At 40.2% G+C, this 18969-nt stretch carries 19 protein-coding genes; 6 read left to right on the forward strand and 13 right to left on the reverse strand.

What is annotated here, in order from left to right:
* Nucleotides 1–900: 900 nt before the first annotated feature.
* Complete coding sequence (locus Q0757_RS15100; RefSeq protein WP_298788809.1) at nt 901–1563, reverse strand: peroxiredoxin; 663 nt, start codon at nt 1561–1563, stop codon at nt 901–903.
* Between the two features lie 429 nt (nt 1564–1992).
* On the opposite strand from Q0757_RS15100, the gene Q0757_RS15105 reads away from it, so the two are divergent.
* Nucleotides 1993–2832: a heme A synthase gene (locus Q0757_RS15105; RefSeq protein WP_298788811.1), complete on the forward strand. Its 840-nt coding sequence runs from the start codon at nt 1993–1995 to the stop codon at nt 2830–2832.
* 23 nt (nt 2833–2855) lie between these two features.
* Here the strand turns inward: Q0757_RS15105 and Q0757_RS15110 are convergent, their stop codons facing one another.
* Both Q0757_RS15110 and Q0757_RS15115 read right to left on the reverse strand, forming a co-directional pair.
* Entirely contained in the window at nt 2856–3215 is a 360-nt protein-coding gene (locus Q0757_RS15110; protein WP_298788813.1) for a Na(+)/H(+) antiporter subunit C, read from the reverse strand.
* A gap of 63 nt (nt 3216–3278) precedes the next feature.
* Nucleotides 3279–3620: a metalloregulator ArsR/SmtB family transcription factor gene (locus tag Q0757_RS15115; protein ID WP_298788815.1), complete on the reverse strand. Its 342-nt coding sequence runs from the start codon at nt 3618–3620 to the stop codon at nt 3279–3281.
* A 115-nt stretch (nt 3621–3735) separates the two neighbouring features.
* Between Q0757_RS15115 and Q0757_RS15120 the strand changes: the two genes are divergently transcribed.
* A complete protein-coding gene (locus Q0757_RS15120; RefSeq protein WP_298788817.1) occupies nt 3736–4041 on the forward strand; it encodes a metalloregulator ArsR/SmtB family transcription factor in 306 nt (101 codons plus the stop codon).
* A gap of 26 nt (nt 4042–4067) precedes the next feature.
* Nucleotides 4068–5012 (forward strand): cation diffusion facilitator family transporter, encoded by a 945-nt coding sequence (locus Q0757_RS15125; RefSeq protein ID WP_298788819.1) that lies wholly within the window; start codon nt 4068–4070, stop codon nt 5010–5012.
* 384 nt (nt 5013–5396) lie between these two features.
* On the opposite strand, the gene Q0757_RS15130 is transcribed toward Q0757_RS15125, so the two are convergent.
* The 6 genes from Q0757_RS15130 to Q0757_RS15155 all read right to left on the reverse strand — a co-directional run bounded on the left by Q0757_RS15130 (nt 5397) and on the right by Q0757_RS15155 (nt 11745).
* Nucleotides 5397–5702, reverse strand: coding sequence for a cytochrome o ubiquinol/quinol oxidase subunit IV (locus Q0757_RS15130; RefSeq protein WP_298788821.1), 306 nt, complete (start codon nt 5700–5702; stop codon nt 5397–5399).
* A gap of 2 nt (nt 5703–5704) precedes the next feature.
* Nucleotides 5705–6319, reverse strand: coding sequence for a cytochrome aa3 quinol oxidase subunit III (gene qoxC, locus Q0757_RS15135; protein WP_298788823.1), 615 nt, complete (start codon nt 6317–6319; stop codon nt 5705–5707).
* Nucleotides 6303–8282 carry a cytochrome aa3 quinol oxidase subunit I gene (gene qoxB, locus Q0757_RS15140; protein WP_298788825.1) on the reverse strand — a complete coding sequence of 660 codons (1980 nt, stop codon included), beginning with the start codon at nt 8280–8282 and terminating at the stop codon, nt 6303–6305. Before qoxB ends, qoxC begins: the two co-directional genes overlap by 17 nt.
* On the reverse strand, nt 8266–9111 hold the full coding sequence (gene qoxA, locus Q0757_RS15145; RefSeq protein WP_298788828.1) for a cytochrome aa3 quinol oxidase subunit II: 846 nt from the start codon (nt 9109–9111) through the stop codon (nt 8266–8268). The genes qoxB and qoxA overlap by 17 nt, the downstream gene beginning before the upstream one ends.
* Before the next feature lie 274 nt (nt 9112–9385).
* Nucleotides 9386–10402 (reverse strand): cytochrome d ubiquinol oxidase subunit II, encoded by a 1017-nt coding sequence (locus Q0757_RS15150; RefSeq protein WP_298788830.1) that lies wholly within the window; start codon nt 10400–10402, stop codon nt 9386–9388.
* Nucleotides 10399–11745: a cytochrome ubiquinol oxidase subunit I gene (locus tag Q0757_RS15155; protein WP_298788832.1), complete on the reverse strand. Its 1347-nt coding sequence runs from the start codon at nt 11743–11745 to the stop codon at nt 10399–10401. The genes Q0757_RS15150 and Q0757_RS15155 overlap by 4 nt, the downstream gene beginning before the upstream one ends.
* Before the next feature lie 357 nt (nt 11746–12102).
* Between Q0757_RS15155 and Q0757_RS15160 the strand changes: the two genes are divergently transcribed.
* Together Q0757_RS15160 and lgt are read left to right on the forward strand one after the other, a co-directional pair.
* A complete protein-coding gene (locus Q0757_RS15160) occupies nt 12103–12714 on the forward strand; it encodes a hypothetical protein (RefSeq protein WP_298788834.1) in 612 nt (203 codons plus the stop codon).
* 74 nt (nt 12715–12788) lie between these two features.
* The gene (lgt, locus tag Q0757_RS15165; RefSeq protein WP_298788887.1) at nt 12789–13616 is read left to right on the forward strand and encodes a prolipoprotein diacylglyceryl transferase; all 828 of its coding nucleotides are present in this window, start codon (nt 12789–12791) and stop codon (nt 13614–13616) included.
* A 162-nt stretch (nt 13617–13778) separates the two neighbouring features.
* On the opposite strand, the gene Q0757_RS15170 is transcribed toward lgt, so the two are convergent.
* The 3 genes from Q0757_RS15170 to Q0757_RS15180 form a co-directional block, all read right to left on the reverse strand.
* On the reverse strand, nt 13779–14588 hold the full coding sequence (locus Q0757_RS15170) for a ZIP family metal transporter (protein ID WP_298788836.1): 810 nt from the start codon (nt 14586–14588) through the stop codon (nt 13779–13781).
* A gap of 297 nt (nt 14589–14885) precedes the next feature.
* Complete coding sequence (locus Q0757_RS15175) at nt 14886–15158, reverse strand: DUF4190 domain-containing protein (protein WP_298788838.1); 273 nt, start codon at nt 15156–15158, stop codon at nt 14886–14888.
* 315 nt (nt 15159–15473) lie between these two features.
* Entirely contained in the window at nt 15474–16430 is a 957-nt protein-coding gene (locus tag Q0757_RS15180; protein ID WP_298788840.1) for an arsenic resistance protein, read from the reverse strand.
* 129 nt (nt 16431–16559) lie between these two features.
* On the opposite strand from Q0757_RS15180, the gene Q0757_RS15185 reads away from it, so the two are divergent.
* A complete protein-coding gene (locus Q0757_RS15185) occupies nt 16560–17120 on the forward strand; it encodes a bifunctional transcriptional activator/DNA repair enzyme AdaA (RefSeq protein ID WP_298788842.1) in 561 nt (186 codons plus the stop codon).
* A gap of 486 nt (nt 17121–17606) precedes the next feature.
* Here Q0757_RS15185 and Q0757_RS15190 read toward each other — a convergent pair whose 3' ends face one another.
* Nucleotides 17607–18953, reverse strand: coding sequence for an NAD(P)/FAD-dependent oxidoreductase (locus tag Q0757_RS15190; protein WP_298788844.1), 1347 nt, complete (start codon nt 18951–18953; stop codon nt 17607–17609).
* Between the last annotated feature and the right edge of the window lie 16 nt (nt 18954–18969).

Below are 18969 nucleotides of genomic sequence, written 5' to 3' on the forward strand. Positions count from 1 at the left end.
TCCATATAAAAATAATAGTAGGGATATTACCTTATGTTTGCGCTAAATACCTTCTCATAAAGCTATTGATTATTAGCATAAAATTTTCATTATTGTTATTATTTATATTAACATTAACAATAATAATTAACGAGAAAAATACTATGAAAGTATTGAAAACAAAATAAGTATCTTAGAATTGTAAAGCAACCAACAAAATAATATTAGATGATATAAGAAGATCAGGAAACGTCAATAAATTTGTGTGATTGACTGTCCTTCTCCACTCATGAAGTTAATTTTGCCGTTGAAGCATATCTTTTAATTGATGTTGGGTCTGGGCGAAGTCTAGTTGGAAGTGAGTGGGGAACTTTTGATTGTACGCGTCGAACCAGCTGATCAAAAATTGTTCGATGGGTGCTTCATTCGGAAATTGTTCTTTTCGTTTAATTTATTTTTTCAGCTGTTTGTTGAAAAATTTCGACGAGGTTGATCGAAAATAGTCTCCGCCAGGTTGCAGAGGAGAAATAATAAAAAGTGAGTAAGATGGGGGATCGACGAGCACCCGACGAAGCGATGGGTAGAGTGGCAATTAATCGGTGATAAATGCGGTGAGAACCTAGGCCGATTCATCACGGTTGTTGACTCGTCACACGGTATTGTTTTAATTATTAATATTAATAATATTAATAATATTATAAATGTTAATATAAATATTGTTATCAAGTGAAATAATATTTATTATGCCAAGGTTATTTGAAACTATACTTCCGATAAGGGCCGTTATGTAGATAAGACTGGGTACGTCACAAAAAGTACGCACAAATAAAAAGCTTGAAGTATATTTTAAGATGAAATGATAAGCAAAAACTGATGACCTCAGCAATGACTCCCGGCTAAAAGAAGCCAGGAGCTTTGTTTTTATTGGATGTCTTTTTGACAGTAGTACCAATCCACGCAGTCGTAGTCATCACTGTTCATTCGTTCATTGGCTTCATCTTTGGTCTTTGGTGGGCTCACGATAGCTTTGTCCCCAGACTGCCAGTTCGCCGGGGTGGATACACCGTGCTTGTCCGTGGTACGCAGCGCTTCGACCAACCGAACGATTTCTTCCATGTTTCGTCCGGTGGATAGGGGATAATAAATGACGGCCCGGATTTTTTGTTTGTCATCAATGACAAAGACCGCTCGGGAGGTTTCGGTGCCGGTGGATTCCGGCATGACCATGCCGTACTGGGTAGCGACCTTTTGATCCAGGTCCGCAATGATTGGAAATTCAATGGTGGTCTGGAAATTTTCTTCAATGTTACGAATCCAGGCGATGTGGGAACTCACGCTGTCTATGCTGAGGCCTAACAGTTCGGTATCCATTGCTTTTAAGCGGTTGTAAATGTCCTGAAAAGCCACAAATTCCGACGTGCATACCGGTGTGAAATCTGCGGGATGAGAAAAAAGCACAAGCCATTGACCTGAATAGTCGTTCAATGAGATAGTTCCATGCGTCGTTACCGCATCGAACACCGGTGCCTGCTCCCCGATACGTGGAAGACCCTGAGATTGGATATGTGGTTCTTGTTGGTCCATGGTGTTAACTTCCTTTCATGAAAATAAATATGGTTGCTCTAAGGCTTTTACCAAACGAGATGAAACAGCAAACGCTTGTTTTTGCTTTTTAACGAATTGTCATCAAATGGTAACATTACAGGAGCGGGTACGAGAGAATATTGATAAAGATGCTTAGAATTGATAAACACTGATAGGAAATTAGCGTTTATGTAGTTTGATTTTCAAGGAGTTTACCAATAGATATAAATAATGAACCTTTTTAAAGGGATGTAAGCGACACACGTATCATGCAAAGGTCGACAATTATTTTAGATGTATAATCTTTTCAAAAGTATATTTATTCTGATGACAAGCGAGAATGTTCCCTCTTTGTTCACTCGTTAAAAAGTTTTGACATATGTTAATATATTAATATGTATCGAATCTTTTTATGTTAGGGGATTGCTGGTGAAATTGGGATTAAAGATTTTCAGTGTATTTACTGCTGTAGGAATGCTCATTGTTTTGCTTCAAGGGTCCATTGTTACTAATACGGGCTCGGGAGAAGGGTGCGGTGCCACCTGGCCGTTGTGTTTTGGAGAAGTGGTCCCCCAAAATCCTGCTTTAGCTACCATTATTGAATATAGTCATCGGCTGTGGTCTAGTTTAATGGGTCTCTGTGTCTTAATTCTGGCTTTTTGGTCGACAAAACAATTGGCTCATATTCGCGAAACGAAATTTATCGCGTTAATGGCCGTGTTGTTTATTGTGTTTCAAGGTTTAATGGGAGCAGGCGCAGTTATATGGGGAAATTCAGGGTTTATATTAGCTTTGCATTTTGGGATAAGCACGATTTCTTTTTCAACTGTAGCTTTGCTTGCGGTATTTTCTTTTGAAAAAAATCCTTTACAATGGCAACGGGGATCGGTCAGTAAAACATACTTCTGGTATTTAATCAGTGTCACTGTGTATTCGTATATGGTGATTTATACAGGGGCTTATATTAAGCATGCTTCGTACGACATCACGGTTCAATGGATTCATCGGAGTGCAGCGGTTGTTTTGATTCTAATGATTATCACTCTCTTGGTTTGGTCATGGAAGAAGTATCGATATTCTATCTTAGGGCATTTAAGTACGTCTATTTTTCTCTTGATCGTAGTACAAGCGTTCTCTGGGTTAGTTATTGTACTAAATGGCTCTTCTTTAACAACCGTGTTAATTCATGCATTAACCATTAGTGTGATTTTTACCATCATGATTTATATGATTATTGTCGTCATTCGTTCGAGGGTGTTAGAAACGTGATCGCCCAGGGTGTTTGTGGCCAATCATTTGGTTGAATCTTGGGTGTGAGGGTCATAGAGGTTGTTGAGCCTATCCATTTCAGCCGTCCCGGTCACTTTAAACGTTCGATACCCGAGCACAAGAATAAAAGAAGTAATACCAAAATTAATAACAATAGCGGTTAAAATGAGAGCTTGGGGCAAGGGATCGACATAAGTATCTGCATCCAATCGTAATAAGGGAGGCAAACCGCCTTTGAGTCCTCCCATGGTTAATAGCATGATATTAGCTCCGTGGGTTAATACCGAACTGCCAATAATCATTCGGATAATGTTTTTTGATAAAACAAGGTAGGTGCCCACCATAAATAAAAAGCCACCAAGCATCGACATTAGGATTTCCATAGGGCCTCCTTCAAGAGAATCATTTATTATACGTCAAGCATGCGAAGGAACAACTAAACGGTGTTATCCTTGTTCTTTCCAAGCAATGATTTTACTAACAACATGTTCTAGATGTTTGTCTTTAATTCTGTAATGATTCTCTCTCCCTTGCTTTCTTTTTTCTAAGATATTTACTTCATGCATTTTGCGTAAATGGTGAGAGGCTGTGGCGGCCGAACTTCGAATCAATCCAGCAGTCTCTGTAACGTTTAATTCTTGTTCAATAGTTAACGCGTACATAATACGTAGCCGCACCGGATGCGAAAAATGATGAAAGATGGGGGATGCGATATCTACTTTTTGTATTTCTTGGCTTAATCGAAGCATTTTTAGCCCGTGGATGGGTATAGGCTTTCTATACGTCATAAAAATCACCTCACATTATTATAAAGAATATAATCATCTATTTTAATAATATATTAACATATGTTAATATATTATTGTATTGAACATTAAATGACAATTGAAAGGAGCACGTGTGATGGATTCTTATAATGGAAAAGCTCTGGATGAAGAAACGTTATTTATGGTTTCACAGACATTCAAAGCGTTGTCTCATCCTAATCGTATACGCATTTTGCATCTTTTAGCTCATGCAGAGTACTCTGTGAATGAAATTGCGGAACACTTGGAACTCAAGCAGGCTTCCGTTTCACATCAACTTGTGTTTTTGAAAAATTTAAGATTGGTCAAATATCGTCGAGCAGGGCAAAGTCTTTATTATTCGCAAGACGACGAGCACGTAATGCATATGCTTAACGAAATGATTGAACACGCTCAGCACTAACTAAGAGATGATAAGGAGGGAGTTGAATGAGTCACGATCATGATCATGCCCATGGGGCAAACAAAAAAGCTTTAATGATCGCATTTATTATCACCACCATTTACATGGTTGTGGAAGCCATTGGTGGATTTCTAACCAATAGTTTAGCTTTATTGGCTGATGCGGGACATATGCTAAGTGATTCTATATCGCTTGGTGTAGGATTGATCGCGTTTATTGTTGGAGAAAAGGCGGTCAGTAAAAGCAAAACGTTTGGGTATAAACGTTTTGAAATTCTAGCTGCTTTATTTAATGGAGCTACACTAATTGTTATTGCTGGATATATTTTCTATGAGGCTTATCAACGTTTCATGGATCCGCCGGAAGTAGCGTCAGTGGGCATGTTGTTTATTGGTATTGTGGGGTTATTGGTCAATGTTTTGGTTGCTTGGATGCTTATGTCCAAGGGAGATACGGAAGAAAACCTTAACTTGCGTGCTGCCTTTTTACACGTTATTGGTGACCTATTAGGTTCTGTAGGCGCTATTGTGGCTGGTTTGCTCATTTTCTTCTTCAATTGGGGATGGGCAGACCCCGTGGCGAGTGTCATTGTCGCTATTTTAATTACCATAAGCGGAGGACGTGTAGTACGCGAAAGCGTTCATGTTTTAATGGAAGGAACGCCAAAAAACATTGAACTGGAAAAAATAAAACAAACCATTGAAAAGCATGGGAAAGTACAGTCGATCCATGATTTGCATGTATGGAATATTACTAGTGAACAGATTATGCTTTCTTGTCACGCAGTGACAAGCAGTGATTACACGATTCAAGAAGGACAAGACATGTTACGCGAAATCGAAACAGAGCTTCAAGACCTTGGTATCTATCATGCCACGATTCAGTTAGAAACAAGTGCCCATGATCATGAAGAGCGCCTGTTGTGTGCTATTGCTTCTCCTGAAGAACCTCATGATCACCATGCACATTAAAAGAAGAGCAATAAAAAGACCTTTAATGTGAAGAGAACACTATGCTATCAAGTAAATACCAAAAATAAAGAAATCACTTCAACGGCTTGATTCCGATATAATACCGGGATCAAGCCGTTGACATATTTCTTATATTATTGGTTGGGAGAACCTCAGAGATGCTGTGCTCGTAACATTCGTATCGTTTGAATCCTCACTAACTGAGACAACATTCAGCCTTACTTTTCGTCCGTACACGAAAGGCCAGGATTAGCTCGATGTTTTTCGATCGTAGTCTTAATAATGTATAAAAATACCCCTTTGAAACAGAAGTAATGAGAACGTTCATTGCTCTATTTAAAGGGGGATATTCAAGTTAAATATTTTCATGGGAGTTAGAAATTACTACATGCCAGTTTCCATGATCCATATTGTGCCTGCGACAACGATGAGCGCTACTGTCAAACCGTAAGCAACGATAGCTATTTGAAATGCTTTGTCTAACTCATTGAGGTGCATGAACATGGTTAATTGTACGATCAATTGAATAGCAGCTAACGCAACAATGGCCACAATCGTTACTTCTCGACTATAAGACATAAAAAAGGTCATGAATAAGGCCAAAACGGTTAAAATAATAGAGACAAAAAAGCCGAGCAACTGCTTCCATGGAAAATGCTCTTGATGGTGGTTAAATACTTTTTCATTCAAGGTTAAAGCCCTCCTCCAATCAGATAGACAGCTGTGAGAATGAAAATCCACACAGCATCTAAAAAGTGCCAATAAAGGCTCGCAATAAATATCTTTCTTGAAGTTGTCGCATTGATGCCCTCTCGAAGAAGGTGAACGAGGACCGTTGACATCCAAAAAATGCCGAAAGTGACGTGGGCTCCATGTGTACCGACTAGGATATAGAACGAAGACCAATAAGCACTTGTCGAAATGCTTACACCTTCTTCTACATAAGTGATGAATTCATTGATTTCCATTCCTAAAAAAGCGAGACCTAGTAGTAGCGTGATGGCCATCCAGATTAGTAAACGGTTTTTATTACGACGGCGGAGTTCGAAAATACCAATACTAGAGGTGAAACTACTAGTTAACAATAAAAAGGTTTGAATAATCACGCCGGGATATTCAAAAATCTCGGACCCTGTAGGTCCTCCGGCTGTCCGATCTAAATATACTAAATAGGTTGCAAATAAACATGAAAACAGCACAAGTTCTGCAGCTAAAAAGATCCAAAACCCAAATATCTTCACTTGACCGTCTTCGTCTTCATATTCTGGTGGCAGTTCTGAGAGAGCATTATTATGTGGTTCTGTCATAATTTTTAGTTGGCCTCCCTTCTTCTGTTTCTTTTATTTTCCATGCTGGAATATGATAGCCTTTATCTTTATCAAATGAACGAATAAACATTACCGCGGCTATGCCTACAGCACCGATAATAGCTATTGAAATCCACTCAAATACTAAGCCGAAACCAGCGATAAAGAAAAATAAAGACATGAAAAAAGGTTGACCAGAATTGTTCGGCATATGAATGGCCTTGTAGTCTTTTTTCTTTTCGATAGTTTTCGGTTGATGTTTTTCAGTCCAATAAGAATCAATTCCCGTGATTTGAGGGGTATGAGCAAAATTATATTCCGGCGCTGGCGATGGAATAGACCATTCTAACGTTCGTCCGTCCCAAGGGTCTCCGGTGGTATCTTTTTGTCCGTACCGGGCACTGTAATAAATGTTGTAAACAATGACTAGAAACGCAATGCCCATCAAGTAAGCACCTATCGTTTCAATAAAATTTAATGATGTCCAACCAGCATCAGCACTATAATCGTTGACGCGACGCGTCATCCCTAAAAGTCCTACAATATACATTGGGAAGAAGGTTAAGTTAAATCCGATAGCAAACAACCAGAACCCCCATTTCCCTAATGTTTCGTTTAGGGTATGGCCAAACATTTTCGGCCACCAATAATGAAGGCCGGCAAAAATAGAGAACACTGTCCCAGAGATTAAAACATAGTGAAAATGGGAGACGAGAAAATAGCTATTATGATATTGATAATCTGCTGGCGCACTAGCTAACATCACTCCTGTAGCCCCGCCAATAACAAATATAGGAATAAAACCGAGAGCCCATAAATTGGCTGTACTCATTTTTATTTTCCCTTTGTACAATGTTAACAGCCAATTGAATATTTTTACGCCAGTGGGGACAGCAATGGCCATCGTAGATATAGAAAACACGGAATTGACGGCTGGCGCATTTCCCATGGTGAAAAAGTGATGCACCCAAACCACAAAACTTAATACCGAAATAACAATCATGGAATAAACCATTGCTCGATATCCAAACAGTTTCTTTTTAGCAAAGGTACTGATAATTTCTGAAAAAATACCAAATGCCGGGAGAATTAAGATATATACCTCAGGATGTCCCCATAACCAAAACATATTTACGTACATCATAGGAAGGCCTTCTCCCGCAACGGTGAAAAAATGGGAGCCAAAAATACGATCAATAGTAAGAAGAGCTAAAGCTATTGTGAGCACTGGAAAAGCAAACACGATAATAATGGAAGTGATTAATGTTGACCAAGTAAAGATGGGCATCCGCATTAATGTCATTCCTGGTGCACGCATTTTGACAATAGTAGCGATAAAATTTACCCCGCTCATTAGTGTTCCTAGACCAGAGATTTGGAGGCTGAGGAGGTAATAATTGATGCCTGGCCCAGGACTTAATTTATCCCCCGCTAATGTTGGGTAGTTCACCCAACCAGCGTCTGGCGAGCCACCAATAACAAATGATAAGTTAAAAAGCATCGCACCAAAGAAAAATAACCAAAAACTTAATGAGTTAAGGTACGGAAAAGCCACATCTCGAGCGCCAATTTGTAAAGGCATAGCCACGTTAATTAGTCCAAATAGGAAGGGCATGGCCATGAATAGTAGCATGACTACTCCATGGGTTGTAAAAATTTCATTATACTGTTGAGAATCTAAAAAATTCATTGAGGGAAGCATAAGTTGTGTACGCATCATCAGCGCATCTATCCCTGCTCGAAAAAGCATCATTAGTGAAGCTATCATGTACATAATGCCAATTTTCTTATGATCGACAGAAGTGATCCATTCGTTCCATAACCATTTCCATTTTTTGAAGTAGGTTAAGATGCCTATAATAAATAAGCTTGTGAGCACAATCATGATATCGGCCGCGTATATAAACGGTTCTCCTGTAACAAAAAAATCATTGAACAAGAAATCCTTAATGTTGGTCAGCATTGTTTTTGGGACCTCCTCTCATGTTTCGCAGATAGTCATATTTTCTAGGATAGGAAGAAAAAGCCATAGGTTCGACGGTCCCCGGGTTTAACAGTTGATCCATCCCTTGATTTGTGATGGGGGGTTTTGTTTCTTGTATTTGTTGCGTCCAAGCAGCAAACTCCTGTTTCTTTTGAGAATTCACCTCGAATGTCATATCACTATAGTTTTCACCAGAGAAATTTGCGGCTTTTCCTTGAAAAGTACCAGTTTCATCCGCTTCTAAGTATAGAGTTTCATTCATCCCTGGCATGGTATATTTTTGGCCCCCGAGTTGAGGAATCCAAAAAGAGTTCATGGCGGCTGCGGACGTCAATTCAAATTTAATCGGTCGATCTTTGGGAATATTAAGATAGTTAACAGTTTGAATTCCTTGCTCTGGATACCGAAAAATCCACTTCCATTGCGCTGAAGTGACTTGAACAATTAACGGGTCTTTGTCTGGACTTGGGGATTTTTCTAAGGAATACGTTGCTTGAACGGTTGGTACTGCTAAAAAAGCCACAATCACAATAGGAATGACAGTCCAGAGAATTTCTAGTTTTTTATTTCCTTCCATATCAGGAGGCTCGTAATTTGGATCAGACTTATTTTCACGATATTTGAAAACAACAATGCCAAACACGATAAAAACAGGAATAAGTACTAAACTCATCAACACGATAGAATAAATAATAAGATCATATTGGGTTTTGGCTACCGGTCCTCGAGGATCTAGCACCCCTTGGCAACCTGCAAGTAAGACAACGAGCGAAAAGAGAGGAATCGTTTTGACAAGTAATTTTTTCATATGATTTTCACCGTCCTTTATAGTGTGTCATTGAATAAGAAGCGTGATAGCACTTCTTAAAGTAACAAGCAAAAATTCAAAACTGACGTAATATAAACAAACGTCAATAAATGTACAATTTTATATAAATAAAGAGCACCGCCCAACAATCAAGGGCGGTGCTCCTTATTTATAGATTTGAAGATTTCTGACCGAACCAAGCAAACACTGTTAATACAGCAGTGGCTAAAATGAGATGCGGCGCAATCATGATTAGAAAAAATTCCATGTCTCATCATTTCCTTTCTCCGCGAACATAAGAAGCATCGAACAAAAATAGGCGCATCAATAAATACAAGGATGGAATGAGTAAAAATAATCCTGCGATAAAGGCGGCTATCAGGAACCAAGCCATCGTTTCATTGACAAAGCCATCATAAATCGTAAGTTCTCCATATAATAACCATGGAAGATGGGAAGCTCCATAACCGAACCAAGCGGTGAAGAATTGAAGCATCACTAGCACAAAGGTCATTCCAAGTCGCTGTTGCCGGTAAGTGAAATAAACAGCTAGGCAGAAAAAGAACAACGAAAGACCAAACATCCACCAAATATTGAGAATATCGGTAAAATGATCTGGATTTTGCTTACTAAGGCCGATGAAAACCAGTAAACTAGCAAGAAGTGTAGGCAGAGCCCATATGAACGTATATCGCCGAAAAAGCCGATAGGAGTCGTTATCTCCCGCTTTATATGCATAAAACTGTAGAAACGAAGCTGAAATAAATAGAACACTCACAATAGCTAAGATGACCACACTCCACGCATAAAAACTGGAGAATAATTCATTATATAATAGCTGAACATTCTCCTCATCCACGGCTACATAGCCGCCTTCCGAAATGGTGAGAGCGATCGTTAATGATGCAGGAATCAGCAATCCCGTTACTCCATACAAAAACGAATATATTCGACTATCTTTGGCGCCATACGTATTGAATGCGTAATAAGAGCCACGGATAGCGATTAAGATGATCGAAAAGCTGACCGGTACTAATAAAGCAGTGCCGAAATAGTAAGCTGTAGACGGAAAAAAGCCTACAATCCCTACAAAGAAAAAGACGAAAAACACGTTGGTGACTTCCCACACCGGAGAAAGATACCGTTGAATCAATGAATTAACTTGGTGATCCTTACGGGAAATTTTATTAAAAAAATGGAAAAAGCCAGCACCAAAATCAATGGAACTTACAATCATGTAACCATATAGAAAAAACCATAAGACCGATAACCCTAATACTTCGAGGCTCATGATTCATCCCCTCGTTTCTCATATCGACGCTCGAACTCGTGGGCAGCAGGGTTATCTTTAAACATCTTTCGTAATACGACGGTTACCGTAATTCCCAATACTGCGTACAATAAAATAAATAAATATAGCATGAGATCCACGTTCTCAGCTGTGGTCGCGCCTTCTTGGGTTCGCATAATACGGTATAAAATCCAAGGCTGACGGCCGATCTCTGCAAATATCCATCCAAATTCAATAGCTAAGATCCCCAATGGTCCTCCAAGAATAATGGCTCGCATCAGCCATTTACTGTATTGCCAGGCAGGTTTCCATTTACTAATGAGCAAATACAATAAAGAAACTACTAGCATATAAATGCCTAAAGCGACCATGCCATCAAATAAATAATGAATGTATAGCGGAGGTGTGTTTTCAGGTTGAAAGGCGTCTAGACCGGTAACTTCGGCAGTAGGATCACTGTGTGCTAAAATACTTAACGCGTACGGGATTTCTAAGGCACCAGAAACCTGTTGGTTTTCTGATAACCAGCCGCCTACAATAAGAGGAGCTTCGCTTTCAGTTTCAAAATGCCATTCGGCCGCTGCTAATTTTTCTGGCTGGTATTCAGCTAAGTATTTGCCCGAAAGGTCTCCGATAAGTGCTGTAGCTGAAGCGAAGACAAAGGCTGATACCATGGTTAATTTCAATGCTTTTTTGTGATAAACATTTTTATTGCCGCGCATAATTTTAAAGGCTGCGATAGCCCCCAAAACAAAAGCAGAAGCCAGATAACAAGTAACAATCACATGAGCTGTTTTGGTTGGGGTAGCTGGGTTAAACATGGCGACTAAGGGATTGATATTTGTGATAACACCATTGACTAATTCAAATCCTTGAGGTTGATTCATGAAGGCATTTACGGTCGTGATAAAGAAAGCAGAAAACGAAGCTCCTATCACTACAGGGATAATTAATATAAAATGCTTCCAGCCAGAGCGAAATCGATCCCACGTATATAAGTAGATGCCTAGAAAAATTGCTTCGAAAAAGAAAGCGAAGGTTTCCATAAACAGTGGTAGAGAAATCGTTTGGCCAGCTAGTTCCATAAAATTTGGCCATAACAAGCTTAATTGCAGCCCAATTGAAGTTCCTGTCACAACTCCAACCGCTACAGTTATGACAAATCCACGAGCCCATCTTCTAGCTAAAAGGGTATAATGCGGATCATTCTTTCGTAAGCCAGTCCATTCAGCTAAAGCTATTAAAAGCGGAATACCAACGCCGATAGTAGCGAAAATAATATGAAAGCCTAAAGTCGTGGCAGTTAAAATTCGGCTAGCTGTGGCCGGGTCTAAATCAAACATTATTATCCCTCCTTATATTTAAAATAAACGCCCTATTAATGAAAGCATTAAAATAAAGGCTACAACAAAAACAATAATAGCTAATATCTTATCTTGGCCTAATTTCATAATTGCGCCCCTCTCCCAATGTAAAAAGATTCAGTGGGAATCTATTTGATGATGCCTGAGCTAATGTTGGTTCATCTTAAAGGTTTATACGACTGTATGTAAGTGCCATTAACGAAACGTCATACAATAGTTTAATAACGGACAAAAAATGGTCAAAAATATTTAAATAATAACATATGTAAATATTAGAATATATGTTTTAATAAGCAGTGTTGTATGCATAATACTTTAATGAAAAAGGAGGCCCACATGACTTATCAAAATAAAAATTTAACTTTGCCATTGGCTTTTGTATTCGATGAACATTATCAACAACTTTCAGCTAGCAGTAAATATGCGTATGCTGTTTTGCAAGAAATATCGGATTGGAAGCAAATCAGGCATGGTTATTTTCCTGTCGAGAGCCGTCCTTTCAGTATCAATCGATCCTATTTACAGGAACTATTACCACATACAAGTGCTCCTGAGATTTTGAAAGAGCTCGTAGCCTTTCAGTTGGCATCAGTGCAAAAAAAATCAGAGGATGCATGGGTGCTGCAACTTCTTCCGGTAAAATGTAATCGGCCACAAGATAACTTTCTTGAAGAATTTGTAGATGGAAACACTGTGTCATTAACCTTTAAACAACAAGTCGAGAGATTGAAAATGCCATTATATATTCAGCAGGTATTAATGGAACATCAACAACGTTTAGTCAAAGAAAATATAAGTCCTCTTGAAATCGACGAACATTTTTTCAAGCATAAAGAAATAGTACCGATAGCGACCTATGCTGCTAAGTTAAATAAAGCACTCAAAACGAAAGGAACTATTGTTAGCATTTCTGATATCCTAGATAACGAGCTAAACTTAAAAAAATAAATGTTCGATGCGATAACTCATAAAAAACATCGGAGTTAGTGCATATTTAGCAGGCGGGAGTGGCGGAAGACATGATTTATGCATCAATACAGCCGATCGACCGGGTCGCCTTTGAGATTGGATCGATCCCTATTTACTGGTACGGCATACTTATTGGCGTCGGTGCTTTGCTTGGGTACATACTGGCTTCCTACGAAGCGAAAAAGCGGGGGCTTCCGGACGATATTTTCGCAGACCTGCTCATTTTCGCTATACCAATTTCGATTATTTGCGCCCGATTGTATTACGTCATCTTTGAGTGGGAATACTATGCCGGGGATTGGGGCAGTATTTTTGCCGTGTGGGAGGGCGGCCTTGCGATCTACAGTGGATTGATTGGCGCTGTGCTTACAGGCATCATTTTTTCGAAAATCAAGCGCGTTTCTTTCTGGAAGCTGGCGGACATTGCTGCACCGAGCCTGATTTTGGGCCAGGCAATCGGTCGCTGGGGCAACTTTATCAATCAGGAAGCCTATGGCGGTGAAGTGAGTCGCTCATTTTTAGGAGGCCTGCACCTGCCGGAGTTCATTATCAACCAGATGTATATTGGAGACGCCTATTATCATCCAACGTTCTTGTATGAGTCGCTTTGGAATATGGCTGGGTTTTTGTTACTGTTAGGATTGCGCCGGGTCAATCTCCGGCGCGGGGAACTGTTTTTGACGTATGTGATCTGGTATTCCTTCGGGCGCTTTTTCATTGAAGGGCTGAGGACCGATAGCCTGATGCTGTTTGATACCATCCGGGTGGCGCAGTTAATTTCGGTGCTGTTGATCATAGTAGCCGTAAGTTTGATTTTGTACCGAAAAAGGATTGGGCTTTCTAAAACCAGATATTTAGACAATGAGGAAATTAGATCCTAAAGTAATATACTTTTAAAATGATAGCAATTACTTTAAGCAGTCTCATATCGTAGCAAAAAGGGCTCTCCTAAAAATAGGACAGCCCTTTTTGCTCTTTTATATACAAAAGATATTAGTTGATAGTTTTGTTGCTCCCATGTTGGAAGGATCATTTGGTTTTAGTTATCCCAGAGAAACATCTAACACCATCATAATGCTGAACCCTATCATCAAGGCACAAGTCGTGAGTCTTATATGCCCGCGTTCTTGCGAGCCGGGAATAGCTTCTTTCGCAACGACAAAGATCATTGCCCCGGCGGCGAAACTCAAAGCATACGGAACTAAAGGTTCAATTACGACTACTGCCCAAGCTCCAAGCAAGGCGGCTACGGGTTCGACAAATCCAGAAAACTGTCCGTAAAAAAAGCTTTTTCTTCTGCTCATTCCTTCTCGTTGAAGGGGTAAAGATACAGCTGTTCCTTCTGGGAAGTTCTGAATACCAATGCCAATAGCTAAGGCAATAGCTCCTGCTAGACCTGCTTCAGAAAAGTTGTTGGCTAAAGCGCCAAAAGCTACACCAATGGCTAGCCCCTCTGGAATATTATGCAAGGTGATCGAAGAAACAAGCATGAATGTTCGGTGTTTGGAGCGAGGATCCTTAATTTCGGGAAAATAACGGTCCGGGTTAAGCATAGGAATGAGGTAATCTAATAGTAATAGAAATACTCCTCCTAGCAAAAATCCTATGACAGGAGGCAGGAAAGGCACCATCCCTTGCTCTTCCGCCATTTCGATACTTGGAGCCAATAGGGACCAAAAACTAGCGGCAATCATTACGCCGGCAGCAAAAGCTAGCATGCTATCCATAAAGCGTGTAGACGCTTTATTGGTAAACCATACGAGACTGGCACCAGCAGCTGTCATGAACCAAGTAAATAGGGTTCCAATAAATGCTTGCCACATGGGTGATAGTTCCATAAACCAATTCATCACGTTAGAAAACTCCTTCGGCCGAATAAAATACAAATGTCCGCTTTATTATCTAAATTGGTCTAGAAAAATGTTGTTAGACTTTATTTTCTTTAACGATAAAATGTTGCCTTAAAGCAATAATATTATAGTAAGGAAAAAAACACAACTTTTTGATAAATTCTTTAAATGATTGACACTACTATCAGAGCACTTTCAACAGGAAGTGGAACATTATGAATAGAAAAATATCAAACCGTAGTAATTAGAAAAAAGACCGGCGCTTTTAGGTCAGAGCAACCTAGAAGCGCCGGTCTTTACTTATAATATAAACACATTTAACGTAACCACGGTCCCTATAGTTATTCCAATTATGCTGAAAAATAGCCCAGCTAAAGCTGTTTTTTTGCCACGATAATGATAAACTTTAATATCCTTTAAGGCTTTGGTGGCAGTCCATAAACCAATTATGCCGAAAATAAGACTGAAAGGAAAAAGAATTATAAGAAAAATAAACGCATCAACGCCCAAGATTAAAGAAATAATAGCTTTGATGCTGCTCGACTGTTTGACTGCTGTATTAGTATTGTTCACGTCCCAACATTTCGCCCCTTTACTTTCTTGCATTGTGTATGTATTTTTTTACCGTAACACTGGCATCGATCAAAGACAATAAACATGAGTGGCATTCTCTTGACAATTGTAAAAGACGTTTCTAGGGCCTTCCCTAATTGATCTTTAACATCAAAACATAGCAACGTTAGACTTTAATGTATAGCCTATCAAAAAGTACTGTAATCATATAAAAATAAAAGTTTCCAACAGTATCCGCTAATAAACTCGGTGAGGTTGAGTGATTGGTGAGTGTTGCTCTAAGAATAACCAGCAGGAAAAACACCCTAAGAAAAATTAAGATTGCTTGGGGCTGTTGTTTATCTTTAATAATACCTGAGCAAGGAGGGCTAAGACCGGCAATTCCAATAAAGGGCCGATAATCAGCGCCAGCGCAATAAGCGGCTGATCCGGAAAAGCGGTCAGCACGATCGCTAAGGCTATGGGGGAATTCCTGGCAATGGTGGTCATGTTCAAACTGATGATGTCTTTCACAGGAAAAGCAAAGACTTTCCCCAGGCCTTGAGCCAGGAAGAAATTGATGAGATAAAAGAGCCCAAGGGGAAGCAGCATCAGAAGAATCACCTGGAGATTGGTAAGCAAATACGATGCCTCCGAGGCAAACATGGCCGTAATCGCTAAACATAGAAACACTATTTGTGACGAAGCAAAAAAAGGCACGACCTTTTGTTCCAAGATTTTTTGCTTTTGTCGGAACAGGTAGCGGGTCAGCGTAGCCAATACAAACGGCACAGCTAAAAATAGGATTACTTCCAGGATAATGGCGCCTTCAAACGTTCCCATCGTTCCGGAAAAAATCCATAAGTACACCGGCAATAATGTTACCTGTAAAAGCAAATTCACCGGTAAAATAGATGTGGAGAGGGAGACGTTCCCTTTGGCTATAGACGTAAAGACCAAATACCAATCGGTACAAGGGGTGACTAATAACAGGATGAACCCCAGCCACAGGGCCGGATGATCAGAGAGAAACAAAGCTCCAAGCCCCCAGGCCAACAGAGGCGTCCATACGAAGTTCATCAGCACACTGGTGCTGACAAAGGTTCGTTTGTGAAAGGCTTGTTTTAATCCCTGAAGCGGAATCGTCAAAAAAAGCCCGTAGAGCATGAGGAATAAAAAGGGCATAATCCATGCCTCGGCGTGCTGTTCGATCCAAGTGAATTGCCCTAGAAACAACCCAAGACCCACAGCAGCTAGAATAAAAAACGTTTGTGATTTTTCGATCATATTCATCAAATGAGCCCCCTTATCTTTCTAAAGGGTACGATGTGCACAACCTACCGTTAAAGCCAGTGTACCCTGCGATTTCGAGAGGCGCATTAGCCATATTGACCTGGAATTTCAAAGGAGCGAAAAAACGCCATGAATGAACAGCAATGGGAAGCCATTCGAACCAACAACAAAACCTATGACGGGATTTTCTATTATGCGCTGTCGACGACGAAGACCGTCTGTCGGCCTTCCTGCACCTCCCGGACGCCCAATCCGAAACATGTATTTATCTACCGGAGTGTCGAAGCCGCCGTCCACGAAGGATTTCGGCCCTGTACCCGGTGTAAACCGGAAGCCGAAGACTGGGAGGGCTATCAGGAAGAAGTGGCCAAAGCCGCAGCGGCCTATCTTCAGACGCACTATCACGATCCGTATCGCTTGGCTCAGTTAGGCGAGGCCTTGAAGAAACATCCGTCCTATATTCATCGCAGCTTTAAAGCTATCCGTGGCATGACGCCCCTGGCGTATCTTCATACGTTGCGCCTGGAAGAAGCGAAACGATTGCTGCACAACCAGCATCTTTCGATGATCGACGTGGCCCTGGACGTGGGATACAATGACAGCACGCAATTTTCGGTGAAGTTTAAAGCCTATACCGGCATGGCGCCCTCGATCTATCAAAAATCATTAAAAACAAAAAGTACTATTTAGTTCGGTAAACCAACCAATGATAGGAATGCTTATATAGATGAAAGCAGATGGCTATCTCTCCATGGAATTTTTCAGCCACCTAATCCATTAATGGAACTTTTTCTTGTTTTAGAATAATAAGCATACGTGCTCCTTGGGCCAAATCTTCTCATGGCTTTATATGCTGTGTTTTTTCTCTTCGTGGCCTCCCGAATCCCCCATTAGATCTTAAAGACGGTTTCTATAGCGGTCCTAGGAGAAGAGCCATTCATTTAGATGACGGGGCCAAGTTCAGGACGATCGCCATTTTTTGGATGCTAACATCGACCTAATTCTTCCCTTGATTTACTATCGCATCTTCCTATAAACAGCGTTGTGGTCGAAAACCGGCGGTCTTACCGGAAACCGATCAGGCCTATCTGTGGTGTCATCATCTTTAGCCCTGGGTTATAGTATTAGCAAGAACATTTAAAAGTTATTATTTATTTTTTTAAGGTCGTACTACATTCATAGCATGTGAGCAATATCAGAAGCCGCCGTGGGATAAGCAAAAGTCATTTGTTTTAATTCTTTTGTAGAGATGCCAAAACGGATAGCTGTTGCAAAATGGTTAATAAGTTCATCAGCCTCTTCGCTCATCAAATGAGCCCCAACAATTCGATCGTCATCTTTATCGATAAGAACTTTAAAACTTGTATGAGATTCATTCGTGCGTTTATAAGTGAACCATCCCTCCACTTCTTGGTGCTTCACTTCAATATTTTTTTCTGATTTTTTTGCTTCCTTCTCCGTCATTCCTACGGAAGATAGCTTCGGCACTGTGAAAACCACAGATGGCATTGGTGGATAGTCTACTTTTTTCATGTTTCCTTTCAATATATTAGAAGCGACTATATGGGATTCCATGCTTGCTACGGGGGTAAGAGGTAAACCACTGGTTGAGGAAGCATCACCGGAGGCATAAACATGCGAATTGGTTACACTTTGGAGATAGTCGTTTACGACAATTCCATCTTTGTCTTTGTCAATTTTCCCTCTATCTAGATTTAAATCCAAGGCAGGTACTCGGCCTGCTCCATGCACAACTAACTCGGATTGAAAAGATATACTCTCTCCATTGCTTTGAGCTTGTACGTAAAATTTATTCTGACGTCTTTCGATACTTTCCACAGAGTGATCTAAATGAATTTGGATACCCAATTCTCTTGATTTTTGTAGTAGAGAATCAACTAAATCAGGATCAAAATTTTCTAAAGGTCTTTTACCACGATGAATGATGTGAACGTCTGCTCCTGCTCGTGCTGCAATATGAGCAAATTCAAAGGATATATACCCTCCGCCTACAAAAACGATGCTTTCAGGAAGGTTGTCCAGTTCTAAAAATTCATCACTATAGGTTAAATATTCTTCACCTCGAATCGATAAAGGGCTAGGCGTAGCACCAGTGGCAATCAATATATACTTCCCCTCAAGGACTTCTTCTCCTACCGTTAATTGATTTTCATAAATAAATGAAGCTTTTCCATGATACGTATCTATTCCTTTTTGGTTTAATGCCTGCTCTTTTTTATCGGGCACAGAAGCTGTAAAAGTTCTTTTAAACTGCATAAGCTCCGGCCAATGAATGGTCGTATCTCCATGAATTCCAAGTCCTTTCATCCGTTCGTGCCAATCATATAGTTCGACGGCCCCGTGCAATACCTTTTTAGGATCACACCCTCGTAAAGCACAAGTACCTCCATAAGGGCGGTCGTCTACCATGGCTACATGCCATCCTGCTTGATTACACTTAGCTGCGGTGAGTGATCCTCCAGAACCTGAACCAATCACAATAAGATCGTATTTGTTGATCATTTTTATTTCCCTCCTA

It is taken from the genome of uncultured Marinococcus sp. (genome assembly GCF_947493875.1).
Classification (GTDB): domain Bacteria; phylum Bacillota; class Bacilli; order Bacillales; family Marinococcaceae; genus Marinococcus.

Excerpts from the sequence above, each read along its gene's own strand:
- Q0757_RS15100 (WP_298788809.1), bottom strand. The coding sequence starts at position 1,563 with ATGGACCAACAAGAACCACATATCCAATCTCAGGGTCTTCCACGTATC.
- Q0757_RS15110 (WP_298788813.1), bottom strand. The coding sequence starts at position 3,215 with ATGGAAATCCTAATGTCGATGCTTGGTGGCTTTTTATTTATGGTGGGC.
- Q0757_RS15115 (WP_298788815.1), bottom strand. The coding sequence starts at position 3,620 with ATGACGTATAGAAAGCCTATACCCATCCACGGGCTAAAAATGCTTCGA.
- Q0757_RS15120 (WP_298788817.1), top strand. The coding sequence starts at position 3,736 with ATGGATTCTTATAATGGAAAAGCTCTGGATGAAGAAACGTTATTTATG.
- Q0757_RS15125 (WP_298788819.1), top strand. The coding sequence starts at position 4,068 with ATGAGTCACGATCATGATCATGCCCATGGGGCAAACAAAAAAGCTTTA.
- qoxC (WP_298788823.1), bottom strand. The coding sequence starts at position 6,319 with ATGACAGAACCACATAATAATGCTCTCTCAGAACTGCCACCAGAATAT.
- qoxB (WP_298788825.1), bottom strand. The coding sequence starts at position 8,282 with ATGCTGACCAACATTAAGGATTTCTTGTTCAATGATTTTTTTGTTACA.
- qoxA (WP_298788828.1), bottom strand. The coding sequence starts at position 9,111 with ATGAAAAAATTACTTGTCAAAACGATTCCTCTCTTTTCGCTCGTTGTC.
- Q0757_RS15150 (WP_298788830.1), bottom strand. The coding sequence starts at position 10,402 with ATGAGCCTCGAAGTATTAGGGTTATCGGTCTTATGGTTTTTTCTATAT.
- Q0757_RS15155 (WP_298788832.1), bottom strand. The coding sequence starts at position 11,745 with ATGTTTGATTTAGACCCGGCCACAGCTAGCCGAATTTTAACTGCCACG.
- Q0757_RS15160 (WP_298788834.1), top strand. The coding sequence starts at position 12,103 with ATGACTTATCAAAATAAAAATTTAACTTTGCCATTGGCTTTTGTATTC.
- Q0757_RS15180 (WP_298788840.1), bottom strand. The coding sequence starts at position 16,430 with ATGAATATGATCGAAAAATCACAAACGTTTTTTATTCTAGCTGCTGTG.
- Q0757_RS15185 (WP_298788842.1), top strand. The coding sequence starts at position 16,560 with ATGAATGAACAGCAATGGGAAGCCATTCGAACCAACAACAAAACCTAT.
- Q0757_RS15190 (WP_298788844.1), bottom strand. The coding sequence starts at position 18,953 with ATGATCAACAAATACGATCTTATTGTGATTGGTTCAGGTTCTGGAGGA.